Origin of the sequence: Streptomyces sp. NPDC058985, assembly GCF_042740985.1 — a bacterium.
In the GTDB taxonomy this organism is placed as follows: Bacteria; Actinomycetota; Actinomycetes; order Streptomycetales; family Streptomycetaceae; genus Streptomyces.
Genome location: NZ_JBHYJX010000008.1, coordinates 98,637 through 115,592, shown reverse-complemented (window position 1 = coordinate 115,592; position 16,956 = coordinate 98,637). Strand labels below are relative to the sequence as shown.

The window sequence follows — 16,956 nt, the reverse complement described above, 5'->3', positions numbered from 1 at the left end:
GTCACTTGTAGGTGATGTCGGAGGACGCGTACCTGCAGTACGTGCCGTCGGGGCCCGAGCCGTTGGAGTCCGGCTCGTCGCCGTCGTCGTTGCCGATGTACTTCTGGCACGGGACGATCTTCTTGCTGCTGTCCCCGACGATGGTGATGTTGCGCAGGGTCGCGCTGTCGCCGTAGTTGGTGTTGATGCCGGCGATCCGGCCGCCCTTCCAGTTCACCTCGATGGTGTTGAGGTTGATCGTCCGCTTGTACTGCGACGAGCAGTTGCCGCAGGAGCGGATGAAGGTGCCGAAGTTCTTCACGGCGAAGTCGGAGACGTTCAGGGTGCCGGCGCCGTTGAACTGGAAGACCTTGTCACTGGCTTCCTTGGCGCCGCCGCCGGAGACGGTGTAGACGTTCGACGACGAGGAGCCCCGGAAGGTCGCCGCGTCCTCGCCGACGTCCTCCCACCAGACGTTCTGCAGTGTGCAGCTGCCCTCGCAGTGGATGCCGTCCGCGGCGGGGGCGCCGATGATCACGTTCTTGAGGACCGCGCCGGGTGCCAGTTCCAGGATCGGGCCCTGGTCCTCGTCCTGGCCGCCGGAGCCGAGGTCGCCGGTGCCGTACAGGCGCTTCATCCCGTAGTCCTTGGTGCCGGACACCGAGATGGTGGAGGAGACGCCTTCGCTGCCGTTGGGGGTGGGCCAGGTCGCGGCGTGCGCCGAGGTGGCCTCGGAGGTCATGAGCATGCCAAACGAGAGGCTCAGTGCGGCCAGCGCGCCTACGGCCGCACGCCGTTGCGTGTGGGGGCGTGTCGCTGCGGTCATGTTCTGATCCCTTCCATAGGGAGTGGGGGTGGAACGGAACATGTACGTGAACGATGTGCGTCGACATGATTGCGATGCACGCGCGGTGGGGTGCAAGCGGGGCACTGGGCGCCCCACCGTGCGCGCAACGGTCATGCTGATGAACGGACCGTAGAGGGTAAGCGCTTTCTGGTCAACGCTTCGCGCGGAACGCCACCTCACATGCCCCAGCCGTACTGGTCCGGCATCCGGACGTCCTCGCCCAGCTCCCGCGCCGCGTGCTGCGCCCAGGACGGGTTGCGCAGCAGCTCGCGACCGAGCAGAACCGCGTCGGCCTCACCGTTGGCCAGGATCTTCTCGGCCTGCGCCACCTCGGTGATCAGGCCGACGGCGGCGACCGGCACCGTGGCCCCGGCCCTCACGCGCGCGGCGAAGGGCACCTGGTAGCCGGGCCCGGTCGGGATCCGCACGCGCGGGACGTTGCCGCCGGTGGAGATGTCGAGGAGGTCGACGCCGTGTGCCTTGAGATCCCCGGCCAGCCGGACGGTGTCCTCCGGCGTCCAGCCGCCCTCGTCGAGCCAGTCCGTCGCCGAGACGCGGAAGAACAGCGGCTTGTCGTCCGGCCACACCTCCCGTACGGCGTCGACGACCTCCAGGGCGAACCTGGTGCGGTTCTCGTACGAGCCGCCGTAGGCGTCGGTGCGGTGGTTGGAGTGCGGCGACAGGAACTCGTGGATCAGGTAGCCGTGGGCGCCGTGCAGCTCGACGATCTCGAAGCCGGCGGCGAGGGCCCGGCGTGCGGCGTCGGCGAACCGGCCGACCACCTCCTGGATCTGCGGGACCGTCAGCTCGGTCGGCACCGGGTGCCGTGCGTCGAACGCGAGCGCGCTCGGGGCCACCGGCTGCCAGCCGTGCGCGTCCGGCCCCACCGGGGCGCCGCCCTTCCAGGGCTGCGCGGTCGACGCCTTGCGGCCCGCGTGGGCCAGCTGGACCGCGGGGACGGTGCCCTGGGAGCGCATGAAGTCCGTGATCCGGCGGAACGCCTCGACCTGCGTGTCGTTCCACAGCCCCAGATCCTGCGGGGAGATGCGGCCCTCGGGCGACACGCCGGTGGCCTCCACGACGATCAGGCCGGTGCCGCCGGCCGCGCGTGCGCCGTAGTGCGCGAAGTGCCAGTCGCCGGGGACGCCCGCCAGCGGGCCTTGAGGTGCGGCGGAGTACTGGCACATCGGCGGCATCCAGACCCGGTTCGGGATCGTGGTGTCGCGCAGTTGCAGAGGCTGGAAGAGGGCGCTCATGGCGGGCTGCTCCCTGGGGTGCGGCGGGTCAGGACAGCTCGTACGATACGTCTCGTAGTACGGCGGATGTCAAACTACGGTGGTCCTCGTACAATGGGGCCTCCCCGGACGAACTGGAGTCGCCGTGACCCCCGCCGCCACCGCCACAGGCGCCCGAGAGCTGCCGCACCCCACGCGCGGGGAGATCCGGCTGGAGGGCGTGCTGCATGCGCTCTCCGATCCGGTGCGGCTGCGGATCGTGCGGGATCTCGCCGCCGACAGCGACGCGCTCTTCTCCTGCTCGCACTTCGACCTGCCGGTCACCAAGTCGACCACCACGCACCACTTCCGGGTGCTGCGCGAGAGCGGGGTGGTCCGGCAGACCTATCGCGGCACGGCCAAGATGAACGGCCTGCGCAGGGGTGACCTGGACGCGCTGTTCCCGGGGTTGCTCGATGCCCTGCTGTCCGCGGCCGCCCGCCAGGCCGCCGCCCTTGGCGGCGGCTGACCGCGTGTTCCGTTCGCATGGAATGTGATCATTCGGTTACGTTGCGTATGTGCTCGAAGCATCCTTCTTTGATCGTTCTCTTCAGCTTTCCGATCGCTGTCCGGACGACGGTGAGATGTCCGTGCGGCACGCCTGGGTGGTGCGGGAGGGCGGCGCCACGGCCTCCTGGTTCGATGTCCGGCTGGATTTCGCCGACGGCGCCCGGGTGGACGCGCTCGCCGTCCTGTCCGGCCGGGAGGTGCGGGTCGAGGGCGTGCGGGCCGAGCCGCCCCTGTCCCTCGACGACCTCGCCGTGCTCGCCGAGTGGCTGGAGACTCCGCTCTTCGCGGCCTGCGTGCCGGCGCGTGCCCGCGCGCTGCCGGCCGCGTCGCGCCGGGGCCGTCCCGCGTGGCCGCGCGGCAGGGAGGAGTGCCGGCTCGTGGCGCGGGAGTACCGGGAGGCCCGCGAGGAGGGGGCCGACCCCGTCCTCGCGGTGATGCGCGTGACCGGGCACAGCAGGCGCAAGTCCCTCAGGCTGATCGGCCAGGCGCGTGACGAGGGGTTCCTGGCGCCGCGTCGCGCTCGCCGCTGAGCCGCCGTCGGTCCAGGGGTGTCGTTTGGATCTTGCCGGGGTCGCGGGGTGATTCCAAGGCGCCGTTGCCCGGAGCCGGCCTGATCCGAACGACACCCCCTGGGGTCACAGCATCTCGCGCATCCGCGAGATCTCGCTCGTCTGCTGGGCGACCACGTCGTCGGCCATCTCCTCGACCTGCACGTTGTTGCCCTGCGACTTGACGTCCGTGGCCATGGTGATCGCGCCCTCGTGATGGGTGATCATGAGGGTGAGGAAGAGCTGGTCGAAGGCCTTCCCCCGCGCCGCGCGCAGCTTCTTCAGCTGGGCCTCGGTCGCCATGCCGGGCATCCCGGCGTGCTCGTGCCCGCCGCCCGACCCCTTCTCGTCCTTCTCCTTCTCGCCGTGGTTCTTCAGCCAGCCCCGCATCGCCTCGATCTCCGGGCCCTGCGCGGCGGAGATCCGTTCGGCGAGCTTCTTGATCCGGCCCGACTCGGCCTGCTTCGGCACGAGGTCGGTCATCTTCAGTGCCTGGGCGTGGTGCTGGATCATCATCCGCGCGTAGGCGACGTCCGCCGAGTTGGGGGAGTCGTCGTCGGCCCGCTGCTTCTCGGCGTCCTCGGCGGACATCGTCCGGTTGTCCTCGCCCGGCCGGCCGGGAGCGATCACCGAGGGCCCGGCCCCGGCGGCCGGCCCGGTGTCCGAGTCCGAGTCGCAGGCGCTCAGGCCGAGCACGGCCAGTGCGGCCAGTGAGGCCGTGACGAGCGACGCGCCGGACATCGCGGAGCGAAAGGGCACAACAACCTCCTGTGGCAGGCGGAATGCGGAACACCTTGTGGGTGCGATGACCGTCCTAGCACGCTTCCGCGCGTCACTGATCAAAAAACTTCATTGCGTGTTTGTTGCCCCCTGTTGGTATGAGCATGGCGAAGACGATACTGCGTGGTGCGTGAACCGTTCCGACGGGAACGGACCTAGGGAGGAAACAGTGACCCTGTTGAACGACCCGCGAACGCGGCGCAGACGCCTGGGAGTCGCGGCGGTCGCCGCCGGACTGCTCTCCGCGCTGCTCACCGCCGGCCCGGCCGTGGCGACCCCAGACCCCGGGGACAGCCCGGCCACGTCGAAGGACGTGTCGAAGAGCGCGCGCGCCGAGGTGCGCGAGGCGATACGGAGCGGCGAGATCCCCGGCCAGGACGAGATAGTCCACTCGGACAACATCGAGCACCTGACGAACATCCCCAAGGACGCACTCCCGGGCACCAATTCGGACCTGGCCTTCCAGGGCCGGTACGCCTTCGCCGGCAACTACGACGGCTTCCGTATCTTCGACATCAAGAACCCGAAGAAGCCGAAGACCGTCGCCCAGGTGCTGTGTCCCGGTTCGCAGAACGACATCTCCGTCTCCGGTGACCTGCTGTTCCTGTCGACCGACTCCTCGCGCAGCGACAGCAGTTGCAACAGCACCACGCAGCCGGCGACCGAGAAGTCCTCCTGGGAGGGCATGAAGGTCTTCGACATCAGCGACAAGCGGAACCCGAAGTACGTCGCGGCCGTCGAGACCGCCTGCGGCTCGCACACCCACACGCTGGTGCCCGAGCGCAAGAACGTCTACGTCTACGTCTCCTCGTACTCGCCGAACGCCTCGTACCCCGACTGCCAGCCGCCGCACGACGGGATCTCCGTCATCAAGGTGCCGCGCAAGGCGCCCGAGCGGGTGGCGGTCGTGGACTTCCCGGTGCTGTTCCCCGGTGAGGGCCCCGACGGCGGCGGCAACCCGGGCGGGCCCACCAACCCGGGCGTCTCGAAGACCACCGGCTGCCACGACATCACCGTGCTGCCCTCCGAGGACCTCGCGGCGGGCGCCTGCATGGGTGACGGCATCCTGTTCTCCATCAAGGACCCCGAGCGCCCGAAGGTCATCGACCGCGTCCAGGACAACGTGAACTTCGCGTTCTGGCACTCGGCGACCTTCAACCAGAAGGCCAACAAGGTCGTCTTCACGGACGAACTGGGCGGCGGCGGCGCGGCCACCTGCAACGCGGAGATCGGCCCGGACCGGGGCGCCGACGGCATCTACGACATCGTCGGCCGCGGCGACCACCGCGAGCTGGTCTTCCGCAGCTACTTCAAGATCCCCCGCCACCAGGCGGACACCGAGAACTGCGTCGCCCACAACGGCTCGCTGATCCCGGTCAAGGGCCGCGACATCATGGTGCAGGCCTGGTACCAGGGCGGCGTCTCCGTCTGGGACTTCACCGACTCCAAGCGCCCCAAGGAGATCGCCTACTTCGAGCGCGGACCGCTGACCACGGACGGCACGACCACGGGCGGTTCCTGGTCGGCGTACTACTACAACGGCTACATCTACTCGAACGACATCGCCAAGGGCTTCGACGTCCTCAAGCTCGACGACCGGCGCACCGACCCGGCCAAGCGGGTTCACCTGCGTGAGCTGAACACGCAGACGCAGCCGGACTACTTCGACTGAGCCTGGTCGTCGCGCTCGCCGGTCGCGAAGAACCGCGACAGGTCCACGTCGCACGCCGTCCCGCCGGACGCCTCGGTGTCCGGCGGGACACCCGTCTCCCACTCCAGCCGGTAACGCTTGAACAACTCGGCGCGCAGCACCGGCACGGGCATCGGTACGCCCGGCACCAGGGCCGCGAAGACGGCTCCCATCAGCAGCGCACGCAGCATCGGGTAGTCGCGGTCGACGTCCCGCGAGCCGTGCCGGGCGACGGTGTCCCGCAGGAGTTCCGCCAGCCTCCGCTGCTCGGGGCACGGCACGAAACCCACCTCGGCCTGGAGCAGGCCCGCCATGTGCTGGCGCATGAGCACCGGCCGGTCCCTGGCGAGGCCCAGGATCGCGTCGATGGCCCGCGCCATCCGCTCGGCCCCGTCGGCGGTGCGGGGTTCGCGCTCCAGGGCCTCCTCCAGCGTGCGGTGCATCAGCCGGTGGACGGCGGACTGCACCAGCTGGCGTTTGCCGGGGAAGTAGTACGAGACCAGGCCGCGTGCCGAGCCCGCGCGGTCGGCGATGGCGCCCAGCGTGGTCGCCTCGTACCCGTGCTCGCCCACCAGCTCCACGGCGGCCTGCAGAAGCCGCTCCTTCGAACGCCGCCGCAACTCTTCATTGACCGAGGCGCTGCGCGGGGACATGCTGTACTCCTGCGTTGACTGGCTGCCAGCCAACTATACTCGGCGCAGGCGGGCCGGCCCTTCAGAGGTCCGGTCCGGTCATGTCCGTCCCGGGCGACACGGGGGATCGTCCGGGACGGACGCATCCGCCCCGCTGGTTGCCTCGGGCTACGTGACCGGCCCCGTTCGGCGCACCAGGCCGAGCACCGGCCGCAGCCCGGCCGGACGCTCGGTCACCGGCAGATGATCCACGAAGTACACTCCGCAGCCGAGGGCCGCGGCGCCGCCGTCCGCCCGCCGGTCGTCGCCCACCATCAGGGTCCGCCCCGGCTCGGCGCCGAGCGCCTCGCAGGCCAGCGCGAAGAGCCGGGGGTCGGGCTTGCGGATGCCGCGTTCGTAGGACAGGGCGTACGTGTCCACGTACCGGTCGAGGCCGTGTGCGCGGAAGACGGGCCGCAGGTCCCAGCCGATGTTGCTGACCACGCCCACGGCGACGCCCTGCCCGCGCAGCGTCTCCAGCACCGCGGCGGCGTCGGGGTAGGGACGCCAGGCGTCCGGCGTCATGTGCCGCTCGTACAGCGCGTCGTGCAGCCCGGGGTCCGGCAGCGGCACCCGCCGGGACAGCCCGGTGTAGGCGGTCCGGTGCAGCTCGGAGCTCTGGTCGCGGATCTCCCACACCCGGGCCAGCTCCTCCGGCACCCGCACCGGCGGTGCGCCACCGGGCAGCGCCCCCGCCGCCTCCAGCGCCCGTGCCGTCCCGGCCAGCTCCTGACCCGACAGGGACACCCCGGCACCGTCGAGCACGGCGCGCAGCCAGTCCTCGGACGATTCGATACGGAACAGGGTCCCGGAGAAGTCGAACAGCACGGCGGTCATGGGCGGATCCTATGAGGCGGGGCCGCGGCCTGTGCCGGAGTCAGGGATGCCGGCGCCGGTGCACGAGGACCGCGAGCGCCGTGACCAGGACGCCCAGGAGCCAGCCGCCCGCCACGTCCGTGGCCCAGTGCACGCCCAGCCATACCCGGGTCACACCGACGCCCGCCACGGAGATCGCCGCCACGGTCCAGGCGGTGCGGCGCAGGGCGGGGGAGGCGCCGTAGTAGTGGACGAGCCACACCAGCAGGCCGCACACGAAGGTCGCCGTCATGGCGTGGCCGGAAGGGAAGGCCGCGTAGTGGGCGGAGTCGACGGGGTCGGGCCAGACCGGGCGGGGACGGTCCACCGCGGCTTTGAGGACCTGTTGGAGGAGGCTGCCCAGCAGGCAGGTGGCCCCCAGCCAGACGGCCGTCCACCGGTCCCCGCGCCGGAACCACAGCGACAGCACGACCGCCGCGCACAGGAGCCGCATCGTCCACGTGTCCCACACCCAGTCGGTGAGGACCCGCATGACCTGCGTGACGTCGGGTTCGCCCACGGCCCAGCGGTGCGTCGTGGTGGCGATGTCGTCGTCGAGGCGGATCAACGGCCCCCACTCGACCGCCACCAGCGTGAGCAGCAGCACCGAGCACACGGCCAGCGTCCAGGTGAGGCCGAGAGCCGTGCGGGGGCGCGGTGGAGTGGGCGGGGAGTCGACGGGCGGCGTCTGCATGCTGCGATACTCGCCGACCAGGTGACCTGGAGGCGAATTCCCGGGGTGGAGCGGCCCGTGGACCGGCCAGGGCTGTCGTTCGGATCATCCCGGGGCGCCGGCGGGGATCTCGCGCGCGTGGAAGCGGCGGGCGCTGGAGAGGGCGGGCTCGGCGCCGTGCCCGGCAGCGATTGACGGGCCGTCTGTCTTCGGCCGCGCTGTACCCGGCATCCCACGCGGCGGCGCAGGCGCGAGGAGGCAGGACCTCGATGACCGTGGCCGTGTCGGCGACGGGGCTGCTGTCATGCATGGTGATCACGTCACCGACCTTCGGACGGCGCCACTTCCCAGGGCTCAGCGGGCCGGCGGAACGGCGGCGGTCTCCCCGGGGCCGAGCCCTTCCGTGCACTGCACCCACAACGTCGCGATGCGCAGGTTCCGCTCTCCCTCAGCGCGGATACCGATGTCCGACAGGAGTGTGAACGCGTCATCCACGTGAGGCATCGTCTCCCGGTCATGGCCTCCATGGATCAGGCCGGTACTCCTTCCGGCTCCCCGACCTGCCCGGCAGGCTGCGGCCCTTGCGTGCTCCCGACGGTGAGGCCGTGGCGTGATCCCGGGACGCGTCCGAGATTGGGCCGGATGGCGGGAACGCGCGGCGTGAGTGCGGCAGGGAGGGGAAACCTGCGGCTGAGGCATCCTCAGCAGACCCCGGCAACCAAGAGTGGAGACGAGCGATGGCCACCACGACGGGCGGAGTCCGGGCCGGCACGGCACAGCCGGCGAGTATCCAGTTGCCGGGCATCGTGCTCGGGGTGGGGATGGGCGGCTTCGTCGACGGCATCCTGCTCCACCAGCTCCTGCAGTGGCACCACATGCTCTCCAGCACCAACGAGGACCACATCGGGGTGAAGTACTACAACCCCCACACCGTTTCCGGCCTGGAGATGAACACCCTGTGGGACGGCATCTTTCACACCGTGTGCTGGCTGGCGGTCCTCCTCGGTCTCGCCGTCCTGTACGCGCGGGTCACGCACAACCGCCTGCGGGTGTGGACCTCCCGGGTGCTGTGGGGGTGGATGCTTGTCGGCTGGGGCCTGTTCAACCTGGTCGAGGGCGTCCTGGACCACCACATCCTCGGCATCCACCACGTCTACGCCGGAGACGGCCAGGTCTGGTGGGACATCGGATTCCTCGTCCTGGGTGCTCTGCTGGTCGCGGGCGGCTACCTGCTCCAGCGCTCCGGCCGGCCCTTCGACCCGGCCGCCCCCACCGGGCCGCATGAGGGTCGGCACGCCTGATGCACCACGTCCCCGATCGCGGCCACGAGGCGGGCGGCAGCCTCGGCAGCGCCCTGGAGTGGCTGCTGCCCGCGCTTGTGCTGCTGGCCGCTGTCTGCACGTACTTGCTGCTCGTCCGCCGGGCGCGCCACCGCAATCCGGTCCTGGGCTGGAGCCGGTGGCGGACCGGCTGCTTCCTGGGCGGCGCCGTCCTGCTCGGCGCAGCGCTGCTGCCGCCCGTGGTGTCCTTTGCGCACGAGGACTTCCGCGGCCACATGGTCCAGCACATGCTCATCGGCATGTACGCGCCCCTCGCGCTCGTCCTGGCCGCCCCGGTCACTCTCCTGCTGCGCAACCTGCCCGCAGCCCGTGGTCGGCAGCTGACCGCCACGCTCCACAGCGCGCCCGCCCGCGTGATCGCCCATCCCGCCGTCGCACTGGCCCTGTCCACCGGGAGCCTCGCGGTTCTCTACTTCACCCCCCTCTACAACGCGACCATGGGCAATCCGGCGGCCCACTGGCTGCTGCACGCGCATTTCCTGCTGTCCGGATGCCTGTTCGCCTACGTCATCGCCGGCCCCGACCCCGCCCCCTCCCGGCCGACAGTGCGCGCCCGACTGGTCTACCTCGGCGTCGCCATCGCGGGCCACGCGGTCGTCTCCCAGCTGATGTACGGCGGTCTCTGGGTCGACATCCACGCCCCCATCCCCCAGGTCAGGGCGGGCGCCGAGATCATGTACTACGGCGGCGACATCGCCGAACTGCTCCTGGCCGCCGCCCTGGTCGCCACCTGGCGCCCCGAACCCCGGCGCTCGGCCACCCGCGAGCCCGCCACCACCCGGGACGTGACGGCACCCGCCTGAGCACGCCGCACCGTGTGACGCGGACCGAGGAATCGTCCCCGTCCCTACCCAAGCGCCCGCAGCCCCGGTGCGAACGCCACGAGTACCGGTACCGCCGGCACCAGCGCGGCCGCCGCAGTCAGCCGCAGCCGCCGGGCCGTCGTGAGCCGGTCGGGCGGGGTGAGCAACCGGTGCACCCGCTGCGGGACCTGGGCCTGCGGGGTCGGGCACGGACCGAACACGCCGCGGTCCTCGTTGAGTTCGACCAGCGCCAGCGCGGTTGTCAGGCGGCCGAAGCGGCGGGACGCCACGTCGTCCGCGGCGAGTTCGACCAGACGGTGCATCTCGTCGCGGAACGCGGCGAAGACCGGAACCTGCGGGAACCCGTCCGCCAGCGCGGCCGAGCAGTGCAGCAGCCAGTCGTGCCGCGCCTGCGCGTGCCCCTTCTCGTGGGCGAGGACCGCGTCCAGCTGACGGCCCTTGAGGCGGCTCAGCGCGGCCGTGGTGACGACCAGTTGCGGGGGAGCGCCGGGCAGCCACCAGGCGTCCGGCCGCTCGCCCTCCAGGACGACGAGCCGGTCCGGTCCTGGCACCTCGCCGGGCAACAGCGGGGCGCGGTGCAGGAGTTCCGCACGGCGCACGCGACGCCGGGACCGGGCCCGTACGACCTCCCTGACGAGCATCGTGGCGCTCCACAATCCGGCACAGGCCAGGGTGAGGGCGGTCGTGTCCGCCCAGAGGCCGGACGTGCCGAGCGCGTAGGCCTCGACCACCGGGCCCGGCGCCGTCGCGAAGACGGGCCCGCCCACCGCGTGCCAGGCCGCCGCCGCGCTGAACGTCATCGACAGCGCGCAGCACACCAGCACGGCCGCCACCACGCACTGCCACACCCACAGGGCGACCACCGGTTCGCGGTCCGGCCAGTCGGCCCGGGCGAGCAGCCTCGGGGCGAGCACGGCCGTCAGGGCGCCGAGCAGCAGCAGTGCCGCGGGGAGAATCATGGGGGCAGCCTATGAGCGCGGCGCCGCCCGCAGTACGGGCCGAGACGCAAAGTGACGCAGGCAACGATTGCGCGCGTCGCACACCGGGCACGGCCGGCCGACGACGCGGTCGCAGGGCCGCGTCACACGGCCCCGGCGCACCGCCGGGTCACATGGCCGCCAGCATGGCCAGCATCGCGATGCCCATGGAGAGGCGGCAGGCCCGGGCCAGCTCCGGCCGGTCCCCCCACCCGGCCGTCGGACGGCCGCCTCCGGCGACGGCGACGACCGGCAGCAGGCGTACGCCGGACAGCAGGACGTATCCGGTGAAGTAGAGCAGCAGCGCACCCGTCGCCGCGGGCGGGCCCGACACGCCGTGTCCGTGGGCGTGGGCGGGTGAACCGGCCATCACCACCGCCATGTAGACCATGGCCGCGGCTCCGACGAGGTGGTGCAGATGGTGGCCCCCGTACCGCGCCGCCGCCCACAGGGCGCGCAGGCCGGCGGCGCCGAACACCATCACGTATCCGGCCCAGGCCCACGCCGGTGGGGTGAACGCCGCCGCGGGCACGGCCATGGCGGCCATGCCGAACCCCATCAGCGCCTCGCCGCCCGCGGCCCGGCGCTGTTCCCCGTCGTGGCTGCGCATCCGCAGCAGGCAGTACGCGCCGGTCGTCGCGCACAGCGCGACCAGCAGCCATCCCGGCGACACCGGTCCGTGCACACGCACCTCCCCGTTCGGCGGTCCACGGTCGGTCAAGGCCTGCCCCGGCCATGCGGCGCGCACGCGAGCGCAAGGGAGTACGCAGGGGGTATCCGGGGGAGCGCGGGGGATCGCCGCTGGTCGGCGCCACGCCATGGCGGCGTGGGCGTTCGCCGTCGATACCGGGGAAATTATTCACTAGTAAAACACCTGCTAAGATAATTTCATGAGCAGTGCGCCCCCCTCCCTCCCCGGCACCTCACCGGGCCGACGTCTGTCCCTGGCCGGCGTGCTGCGCCTGCGCCGGCCCTCCGAGATCTGGTTCAAGCCCGCCCTGAGTTCGGTCGCCGCCGTCGCCCCGCCCAACCTGCTCCTGCTGGCGCTCGGCCGGCTCGACCTGGCGATGTACACGATGGCCGGGTCCCTGTGCGCGCTCTACGCCCACAACCGCCCCTACGCCGCCCGGGCCCGGACCCTCGCGTGGGTGGTGCTCGGCATGCTCGGCGGCGTCGCCGTCGCCCTGGTCACCGCCTCGCTCACCCACAACGCCGTCGTCCTGGTCACCGTCGGGGCCCTGCTGGCCGCCGTACAGAAGGCACTGTGCGACGCCACCCGCATCGGCCCGCCGGGCAACGTGGTCCTGACCTTCATCAGCTCCGCCGCCCTCTTCGTCCCGCACACCCTCGGGCAGATCCCCGCCCACCTGGCCCTGGGCGCCGCCGCCGGCGTCTGGGCCTGGCTGGTCTGCATGGCACCCGTCCTGGTCCGACCGCACGGCCCTGAACGCCGGGCCACCGCCCAGGCCCTGAACGCCGCCGCCGCGTACGCCGAAACCGCGCACGCCGACCCCCATGGCACCGGCGACGCCCAAGCCGCCGCCCGTGCCGCCGGGTACGCCGCGGTGCAGCACGCCTGGCAGACGCTGCTGTCCCTCCCGGCCACCGTCTCCCGCGCCACCACCCGGCACGCCCTCGAACGCCTCGTCGTCCGCGCCGAGGTCGCGCTGGCCGCCCCCGCCGACACCGCACCCGAGCCGCTGCGCACCTGGGCCCGCGCCCTGCGCGGCACCGGCCGCGTCCCCCGCACCGACGACGGCCCGGCCGTCACCGACGAACTCCTCGGCGTCGACGCCGAACTCGCCACCCGCCCCGCCCCCCTGTGGCAGCGGCTCGGCCCGCTGGCCCCGGTCGCCGTACGCACCGCCCTGGGCTGCGCGCTGGCCGGCTACGCCTCCCTGGCCCTGGGCGTCGGCCGCCCCTACTGGGCGCTGGTCACCGCCGCCGCGCTCTACCAGGCCAACCTGACCCTCACCTGGAGCAGGGCCGTGCAGCGCGTGGTCGGCAACCTCGCCGGGGTGCTGCTCTTCGCCGCCATAGCCCCGCTCGCCCACCTCGGCCAGGCGCCGCTCGTCCTGCTCTGCCTCGCCCTCAACTTCGGCGCCGAGGCCCTCATCACCCGCAACTACTGGCTCGGCAGCGTCTGCGTCACCCCGATGGCGCTGCTCGTCACCGAGTTCGCCGGATACCAGGAACCGGGCTCCCTGATCACCGAGCGGGTGGTGGACACCCTCGTCGGCGCCCTGGTCGGCTTCCTGGCCGCCGTCGCCGTCACCGACCGAAGCGCCGGGAACCGCGTCGAGCGGGCGCTGCGGGCCGCCGACCGGGCCCGGGAGCGCACCGCCCGCGTCCTGGCGGAGCCCGATCCGGCGCCCGGCGCCCTGGAGGCCGCCCGCCGGTCCCTGGCCGCCGCGCTGACCGACCTGCGGGCCACCGTGGACGGGGCGGCCGGTGAATGGTGGGGACGCGCACTGCCGCAGGAGAGGGTCGTGCTTGCCGAGCAGTCCGGACACCGTACGCTCGCCGCAGCGGTGCGACGCCGGGCAGCGCGTCGGGACCGGGACACGGGCACGAGAGCGGAGGACGTACGGCCATGACCGCAACCGACGGGGGCTCGGCGACCTGGGGCGACGGGAGAGGGGGACCGGGCGGCGACACCGTGGCCGCGGTCGTGCGGCAGTGGCGGGCCGTCCATCCGGAGCTCGACACCGGGCCGATGGAGATCATCGGCCGGATCAACCGCTGCGCCGCCCTCCTCCAGCAGGCCGAGGACGCGCCACTGCGCCGGGCGGGACTGAGCCGGGCCGAGTTCGACCTGCTCGGCGCGCTGCGCCGCACGGGCCACGAGCTGACCCCGGGCGACCTCGCCCGCGAGACCTTCTCCTCCGGCGCCGCCGTCACCAAGCGCCTCAAGCAGCTCACCGAGCGCGGCCTGGTGGAGCGCCGGGGCGACACCCGCGACCGCCGCGTCGCGCACGTCCGCCTCACGGACACCGGACGAGAACTCGTCGACGGAATCCTGCCCGAACAGCTCGCCTACGAGGCCGCCGTGCTGTCGGGCGTCGACGAGCCCCGGCAGGGCGAGCTGGCGGCGCTTCTCGGCGGACTGCTGGGCCAGCTGGAGGGCCGCCTGGACGCGCTGCGGGTCTGAAGCGGCCCCCGAAGGCCTTACCGATCCGGCCTCGGCGGGCGCCACAGGCCCCCGCCCCGGCGGCCGCCTCACGCCCCGCCCCGGCGGGCTCAGCGCTCGTCCCCCGCCCGGTAGACGCCGAACATCGCGCCCCGCGGATCGCGCAGCACCGCGATCCGCGGTCCGTCGGGCGGTGAGACGGGCTCCATCAGCACGGTGCCGCCGCCGTCGGTCGTGCTGGCCGCCGCCGTGTCCACGTCCGTCACCGCGAAGTAGGGCAGCCAGTGCGCCGGCACCTCGTGCGGGAACTTGTCGTCCATCGTCACCATGCCGCCGAAGTCCGCCCCGCCGATGCCCCACTGCGGGTAGTACGCCGAGGCGGACAGGGTCCAGCCGAAGACCGTGGTGTAGAAGTCGGCGGCCAGATCGGGCTCGCGGGTCAGCAGTTCGACCCAGCCCAGCGAGCCGGGCGCGTTGAAGAGTCCGGCACCGGCGAACGAGCCGGGCTGCCACAGCTGGAACAGCGCCCCGGTGGGGTCCACGACCACCACGAAGCGGCCGTGGCCGAGCACGTCCGTGGGGCCCTCCGGCACCGTGCCGCCGGCCGCCGTCACCTGCCGGACGGCGGTGTCCGCGTCGCGGACGGCGAACACCACGTTCCATGCGACCGGCTGGTCCGGCCGCGACAGGGGCGTCAGCCCGGCGACCGCGTCGCCGCCGAGCCGCGCGATGGTGTGGCCGCTCGCCCGCTGCCTCGGGTCCGTCTCGGGGCGCCAGCCGAACAGCCCGCTGTAGAACCGCTCGGCCGCCGCCAGGTCGTCGGTCCCCAGCTCCGCCCAGCACGGTCCGCCGGTCACCGGTTCATGGAGCTTCATCGTGGGCCTCCTTGCGCCGGGCCGCGGGCCGTCCGCCCCCTTCCAGCACGCTAAGGCCGCCCCGGTGCCGGGGCCATCCGGCACGCACCGCGCCGGCGGGCCGGACCCTTCAGATGCCCGGCCGGAAACGCAGCGGATGCTCCGCGGGCACCTCCACCAGCACGATCCGGGTGCCGTCCGGGTCCGCGATCCACATCTCCACCAGCCCCCACGGCTCCTCGACCGGCGGCCGCACGATCTCGACGCCCTTGGCGCGCAGTTCGTCCTGGGCCGCCGCCGCGTCCTCGACCTGGAGCCACACCTTGAGCGCGGGGGAGAGCGGGGCCTCGGAGCGCCCGGAGACCTCCAGGAAGCCGCCGCCGAGGAAGTAGACGGTGCCCCGTTCCGGACCGGTGCCGAACTCCCGGTGGACGGCGAGTCCGAGCTGGTCGCCGTAGAAGGCGCGGGAGCGTTCGGGGTCGGTGGGGCGGAGCAGGATCCGGCTGCTGAGTACATGCACCATGCGTCCCGACCCTACTGGCGGCGTTACCCTCATCGATGCCCCCGCCGCGCCCCAGAGAGAACCGGAGACGCCCCACATGGACACCACCGCCGGCCGACTGATCTACCGCGATGCCACCGACGCCGACGTGGACGGGATCGTGGCGCTCATAGAGTCGGCCTACCGGGGCGACTCCAGCCGGGTCGGGTGGACCACCGAGGCGGACATCCTCCAGGGGCAGCGCACGGACCCGCAGGGCGTGCTGGACGTCGTGAAGTCGCCGGACAGCCGGCTGCTGACGGTCGAGCGGGACGGCCGGATCGTGGCCTGCTGCCAGTTGGAGCACCGCGGGGAGCACGCGTACTTCGGGATGTTCGCCGTCAGTCCCGCGCTCCAGGGCGAGGGCCTCGGCAGGACGATCATCGCGGAGGCGGAGCGGCAGGCCCGCGGGGCCTGGGGCGTCACGGAGATGCACATGACCGTGATCTCCGTCCGCGAGGACCTCATCGCCTGGTACGAGCGCCGCGGCTACCGCCGTACGGGAGAGATGACTCCCTTCCCGTACGGCGACGAGCGGTTCGGTATTCCGCAGCGGGACGACCTGCAGTTCGAGCTGCTGGTCAAGCCGCTGGGCTGAGCCCTTGCGCGGTCCTCAGGCGGTGAAGCGGCCGGTGCGTTTGATCTCCGGGTAGTCGGTCGTCGCGCCGTCGAGGCCCAGGGCGCGCACCAGCCGCAGCTGGTCCTGGGTGTTGACGGTCCAGGAGAAGACCCGCAGGCCCGCCTTGCGGGCCCGCTCCACGATCTCCAGGGTGATCCGGTTGATGTCCAGGCACAGGGTCCCGGCGCCCGCCTCCACGGCCCGGTCCACGACCTCCTTGCCGTAGTACTGCGCGACCAGCGCGGTGCGCACCCCCGGCACCAGCCGCGCGATCTCGACGATGGCCTCGTCGTGGAACGAGATCACCTCCACCCGGTCCACCAGGTCCCGGCGGAGCATCACCTCGGAGAGCGTCCGGGCGGCCGCCGCGTCCTTGATCTCGGCCTGCAACGGCACCGAGATGGCGTCCAGCACCTCCTCGAAGACGGGGACGCGCTCCCCGCGGCCCGCGTCCAGCGCGCGCAGTTCCTCGAGGGTCTTCTCGGCGATGGCGCCGGTGCCGTCGGTGGTGCGGTCCACCTCCGCGTCGTGCATCACGACGAGCGCGCCGTCCTTGCTCAGGTGCAGGTCGAGTTCGACGACGTCGAGGCCGGCCTGCTCGGCGGCGACGAAGGAACGCAGGGTGTTCTCGGGTTCGACACCCATCGCTCCGCGGTGACCGATGGTGAGGAAGTTCAAGGCTCGACTCGCTTCCGTCGACGTCGGCGATGGCAGGGCGGCAGCCTAACGGCCCTGCGGGACCGTTTCCCCTCTGCCGCGCGTGGTATACGAGCCAAGGCGTCCCGCAGGAAAAAATGCGGTGAAGGCCCGGGTGGGGCAGGATAATTTACGGGGGCTCCCCTTG

The 16,956-nt window shown here is 72.3% G+C and carries 20 protein-coding genes; 8 read left to right on the top strand and 12 right to left on the bottom strand.

Annotation, left to right across the window (positions count from 1 at the left end; translation table 11 throughout):
• Position 1: 1 nt before the first annotated feature.
• Together ACFW01_RS09860 and ACFW01_RS09855 are read right to left on the bottom strand one after the other, a co-directional pair.
• Positions 2 to 805, bottom strand: coding sequence for a pectate lyase (locus ACFW01_RS09860; RefSeq protein ID WP_234957411.1), 804 nt, complete (start codon positions 803 to 805; stop codon positions 2 to 4).
• A 197-nt stretch (positions 806 to 1,002) separates the two neighbouring features.
• Complete coding sequence (locus ACFW01_RS09855; RefSeq protein WP_234957410.1) at positions 1,003 to 2,082, bottom strand: NADH:flavin oxidoreductase/NADH oxidase; 1,080 nt, start codon at positions 2,080 to 2,082, stop codon at positions 1,003 to 1,005.
• A gap of 124 nt (positions 2,083 to 2,206) precedes the next feature.
• On the opposite strand from ACFW01_RS09855, the gene ACFW01_RS09850 reads away from it, so the two are divergent.
• Positions 2,207 to 2,569, top strand: a complete 363-nt coding sequence (locus ACFW01_RS09850; protein ID WP_234957409.1) for a helix-turn-helix transcriptional regulator — start codon at positions 2,207 to 2,209, stop codon at positions 2,567 to 2,569.
• A 115-nt stretch (positions 2,570 to 2,684) separates the two neighbouring features.
• Entirely contained in the window at positions 2,685 to 3,140 is a 456-nt protein-coding gene (locus tag ACFW01_RS09845; protein WP_234957408.1) for a DUF6214 family protein, read from the top strand.
• 105 nt (positions 3,141 to 3,245) lie between these two features.
• Here the strand turns inward: ACFW01_RS09845 and ACFW01_RS09840 are convergent, their stop codons facing one another.
• Positions 3,246 to 3,899 carry a DUF305 domain-containing protein gene (locus ACFW01_RS09840; RefSeq protein ID WP_234957641.1) on the bottom strand — a complete coding sequence of 218 codons (654 nt, stop codon included), beginning with the start codon at positions 3,897 to 3,899 and terminating at the stop codon, positions 3,246 to 3,248.
• A 208-nt stretch (positions 3,900 to 4,107) separates the two neighbouring features.
• Between ACFW01_RS09840 and ACFW01_RS09835 the strand changes: the two genes are divergently transcribed.
• Positions 4,108 to 5,610, top strand: a complete 1,503-nt coding sequence (locus ACFW01_RS09835; protein WP_384502812.1) for an LVIVD repeat-containing protein — start codon at positions 4,108 to 4,110, stop codon at positions 5,608 to 5,610.
• On the opposite strand, the gene ACFW01_RS09830 is transcribed toward ACFW01_RS09835, so the two are convergent.
• The 4 genes from ACFW01_RS09830 to ACFW01_RS09815 form a co-directional block, all read right to left on the bottom strand.
• Positions 5,598 to 6,281 (bottom strand): TetR/AcrR family transcriptional regulator, encoded by a 684-nt coding sequence (locus ACFW01_RS09830; protein ID WP_234957406.1) that lies wholly within the window; start codon positions 6,279 to 6,281, stop codon positions 5,598 to 5,600. The genes ACFW01_RS09835 and ACFW01_RS09830 overlap by 13 nt on opposite strands.
• A gap of 147 nt (positions 6,282 to 6,428) precedes the next feature.
• Positions 6,429 to 7,136, bottom strand: coding sequence for an HAD family hydrolase (locus ACFW01_RS09825; protein WP_234957405.1), 708 nt, complete (start codon positions 7,134 to 7,136; stop codon positions 6,429 to 6,431).
• 40 nt (positions 7,137 to 7,176) lie between these two features.
• Complete coding sequence (locus tag ACFW01_RS09820) at positions 7,177 to 7,848, bottom strand: phosphatase PAP2 family protein (RefSeq protein ID WP_234957404.1); 672 nt, start codon at positions 7,846 to 7,848, stop codon at positions 7,177 to 7,179.
• Positions 7,849 to 8,181: 333 nt separating this feature from the next.
• On the bottom strand, positions 8,182 to 8,322 hold the full coding sequence (locus ACFW01_RS09815; RefSeq protein ID WP_234957403.1) for a hypothetical protein: 141 nt from the start codon (positions 8,320 to 8,322) through the stop codon (positions 8,182 to 8,184).
• Between the two features lie 242 nt (positions 8,323 to 8,564).
• Here ACFW01_RS09815 and ACFW01_RS09810 point away from each other — a divergent pair, with 242 nt between their 5' ends.
• Both ACFW01_RS09810 and ACFW01_RS09805 read left to right on the top strand, forming a co-directional pair.
• Complete coding sequence (locus ACFW01_RS09810) at positions 8,565 to 9,128, top strand: DUF2243 domain-containing protein (RefSeq protein WP_234957402.1); 564 nt, start codon at positions 8,565 to 8,567, stop codon at positions 9,126 to 9,128.
• The gene (locus ACFW01_RS09805; protein ID WP_234957401.1) at positions 9,128 to 9,970 is read left to right on the top strand and encodes a cytochrome c oxidase assembly protein; all 843 of its coding nucleotides are present in this window, start codon (positions 9,128 to 9,130) and stop codon (positions 9,968 to 9,970) included. Before ACFW01_RS09810 ends, ACFW01_RS09805 begins: the two co-directional genes overlap by 1 nt.
• Positions 9,971 to 10,014: 44 nt before the next feature.
• On the opposite strand, the gene ACFW01_RS09800 is transcribed toward ACFW01_RS09805, so the two are convergent.
• Together ACFW01_RS09800 and ACFW01_RS09795 are read right to left on the bottom strand one after the other, a co-directional pair.
• Entirely contained in the window at positions 10,015 to 10,950 is a 936-nt protein-coding gene (locus tag ACFW01_RS09800) for a M56 family metallopeptidase (protein WP_384502808.1), read from the bottom strand.
• 148 nt (positions 10,951 to 11,098) lie between these two features.
• A complete protein-coding gene (locus ACFW01_RS09795; RefSeq protein ID WP_384502806.1) occupies positions 11,099 to 11,653 on the bottom strand; it encodes a DUF5134 domain-containing protein in 555 nt (184 codons plus the stop codon).
• Between the two features lie 205 nt (positions 11,654 to 11,858).
• Here ACFW01_RS09795 and ACFW01_RS09790 point away from each other — a divergent pair, with 205 nt between their 5' ends.
• Both ACFW01_RS09790 and ACFW01_RS09785 read left to right on the top strand, forming a co-directional pair.
• Entirely contained in the window at positions 11,859 to 13,565 is a 1,707-nt protein-coding gene (locus ACFW01_RS09790) for an FUSC family protein (protein ID WP_384502804.1), read from the top strand.
• Positions 13,562 to 14,119 carry a MarR family winged helix-turn-helix transcriptional regulator gene (locus ACFW01_RS09785; RefSeq protein ID WP_384502802.1) on the top strand — a complete coding sequence of 186 codons (558 nt, stop codon included), beginning with the start codon at positions 13,562 to 13,564 and terminating at the stop codon, positions 14,117 to 14,119. The genes ACFW01_RS09790 and ACFW01_RS09785 overlap by 4 nt, the downstream gene beginning before the upstream one ends.
• Positions 14,120 to 14,208: 89 nt before the next feature.
• Here ACFW01_RS09785 and ACFW01_RS09780 read toward each other — a convergent pair whose 3' ends face one another.
• Positions 14,209 to 14,973 (bottom strand): VOC family protein, encoded by a 765-nt coding sequence (locus ACFW01_RS09780; RefSeq protein WP_384502800.1) that lies wholly within the window; start codon positions 14,971 to 14,973, stop codon positions 14,209 to 14,211.
• Positions 14,974 to 15,082: 109 nt separating this feature from the next.
• Positions 15,083 to 15,475 carry a glyoxalase superfamily protein gene (locus ACFW01_RS09775; RefSeq protein WP_234957395.1) on the bottom strand — a complete coding sequence of 131 codons (393 nt, stop codon included), beginning with the start codon at positions 15,473 to 15,475 and terminating at the stop codon, positions 15,083 to 15,085.
• 76 nt (positions 15,476 to 15,551) lie between these two features.
• Here ACFW01_RS09775 and ACFW01_RS09770 point away from each other — a divergent pair, with 76 nt between their 5' ends.
• Positions 15,552 to 16,091 (top strand): GNAT family N-acetyltransferase, encoded by a 540-nt coding sequence (locus ACFW01_RS09770; RefSeq protein ID WP_234957394.1) that lies wholly within the window; start codon positions 15,552 to 15,554, stop codon positions 16,089 to 16,091.
• A gap of 15 nt (positions 16,092 to 16,106) precedes the next feature.
• On the opposite strand, the gene ACFW01_RS09765 is transcribed toward ACFW01_RS09770, so the two are convergent.
• Positions 16,107 to 16,790: a glycerophosphodiester phosphodiesterase family protein gene (locus ACFW01_RS09765; protein ID WP_234957393.1), complete on the bottom strand. Its 684-nt coding sequence runs from the start codon at positions 16,788 to 16,790 to the stop codon at positions 16,107 to 16,109.
• Positions 16,791 to 16,956 lie beyond the last annotated feature (166 nt).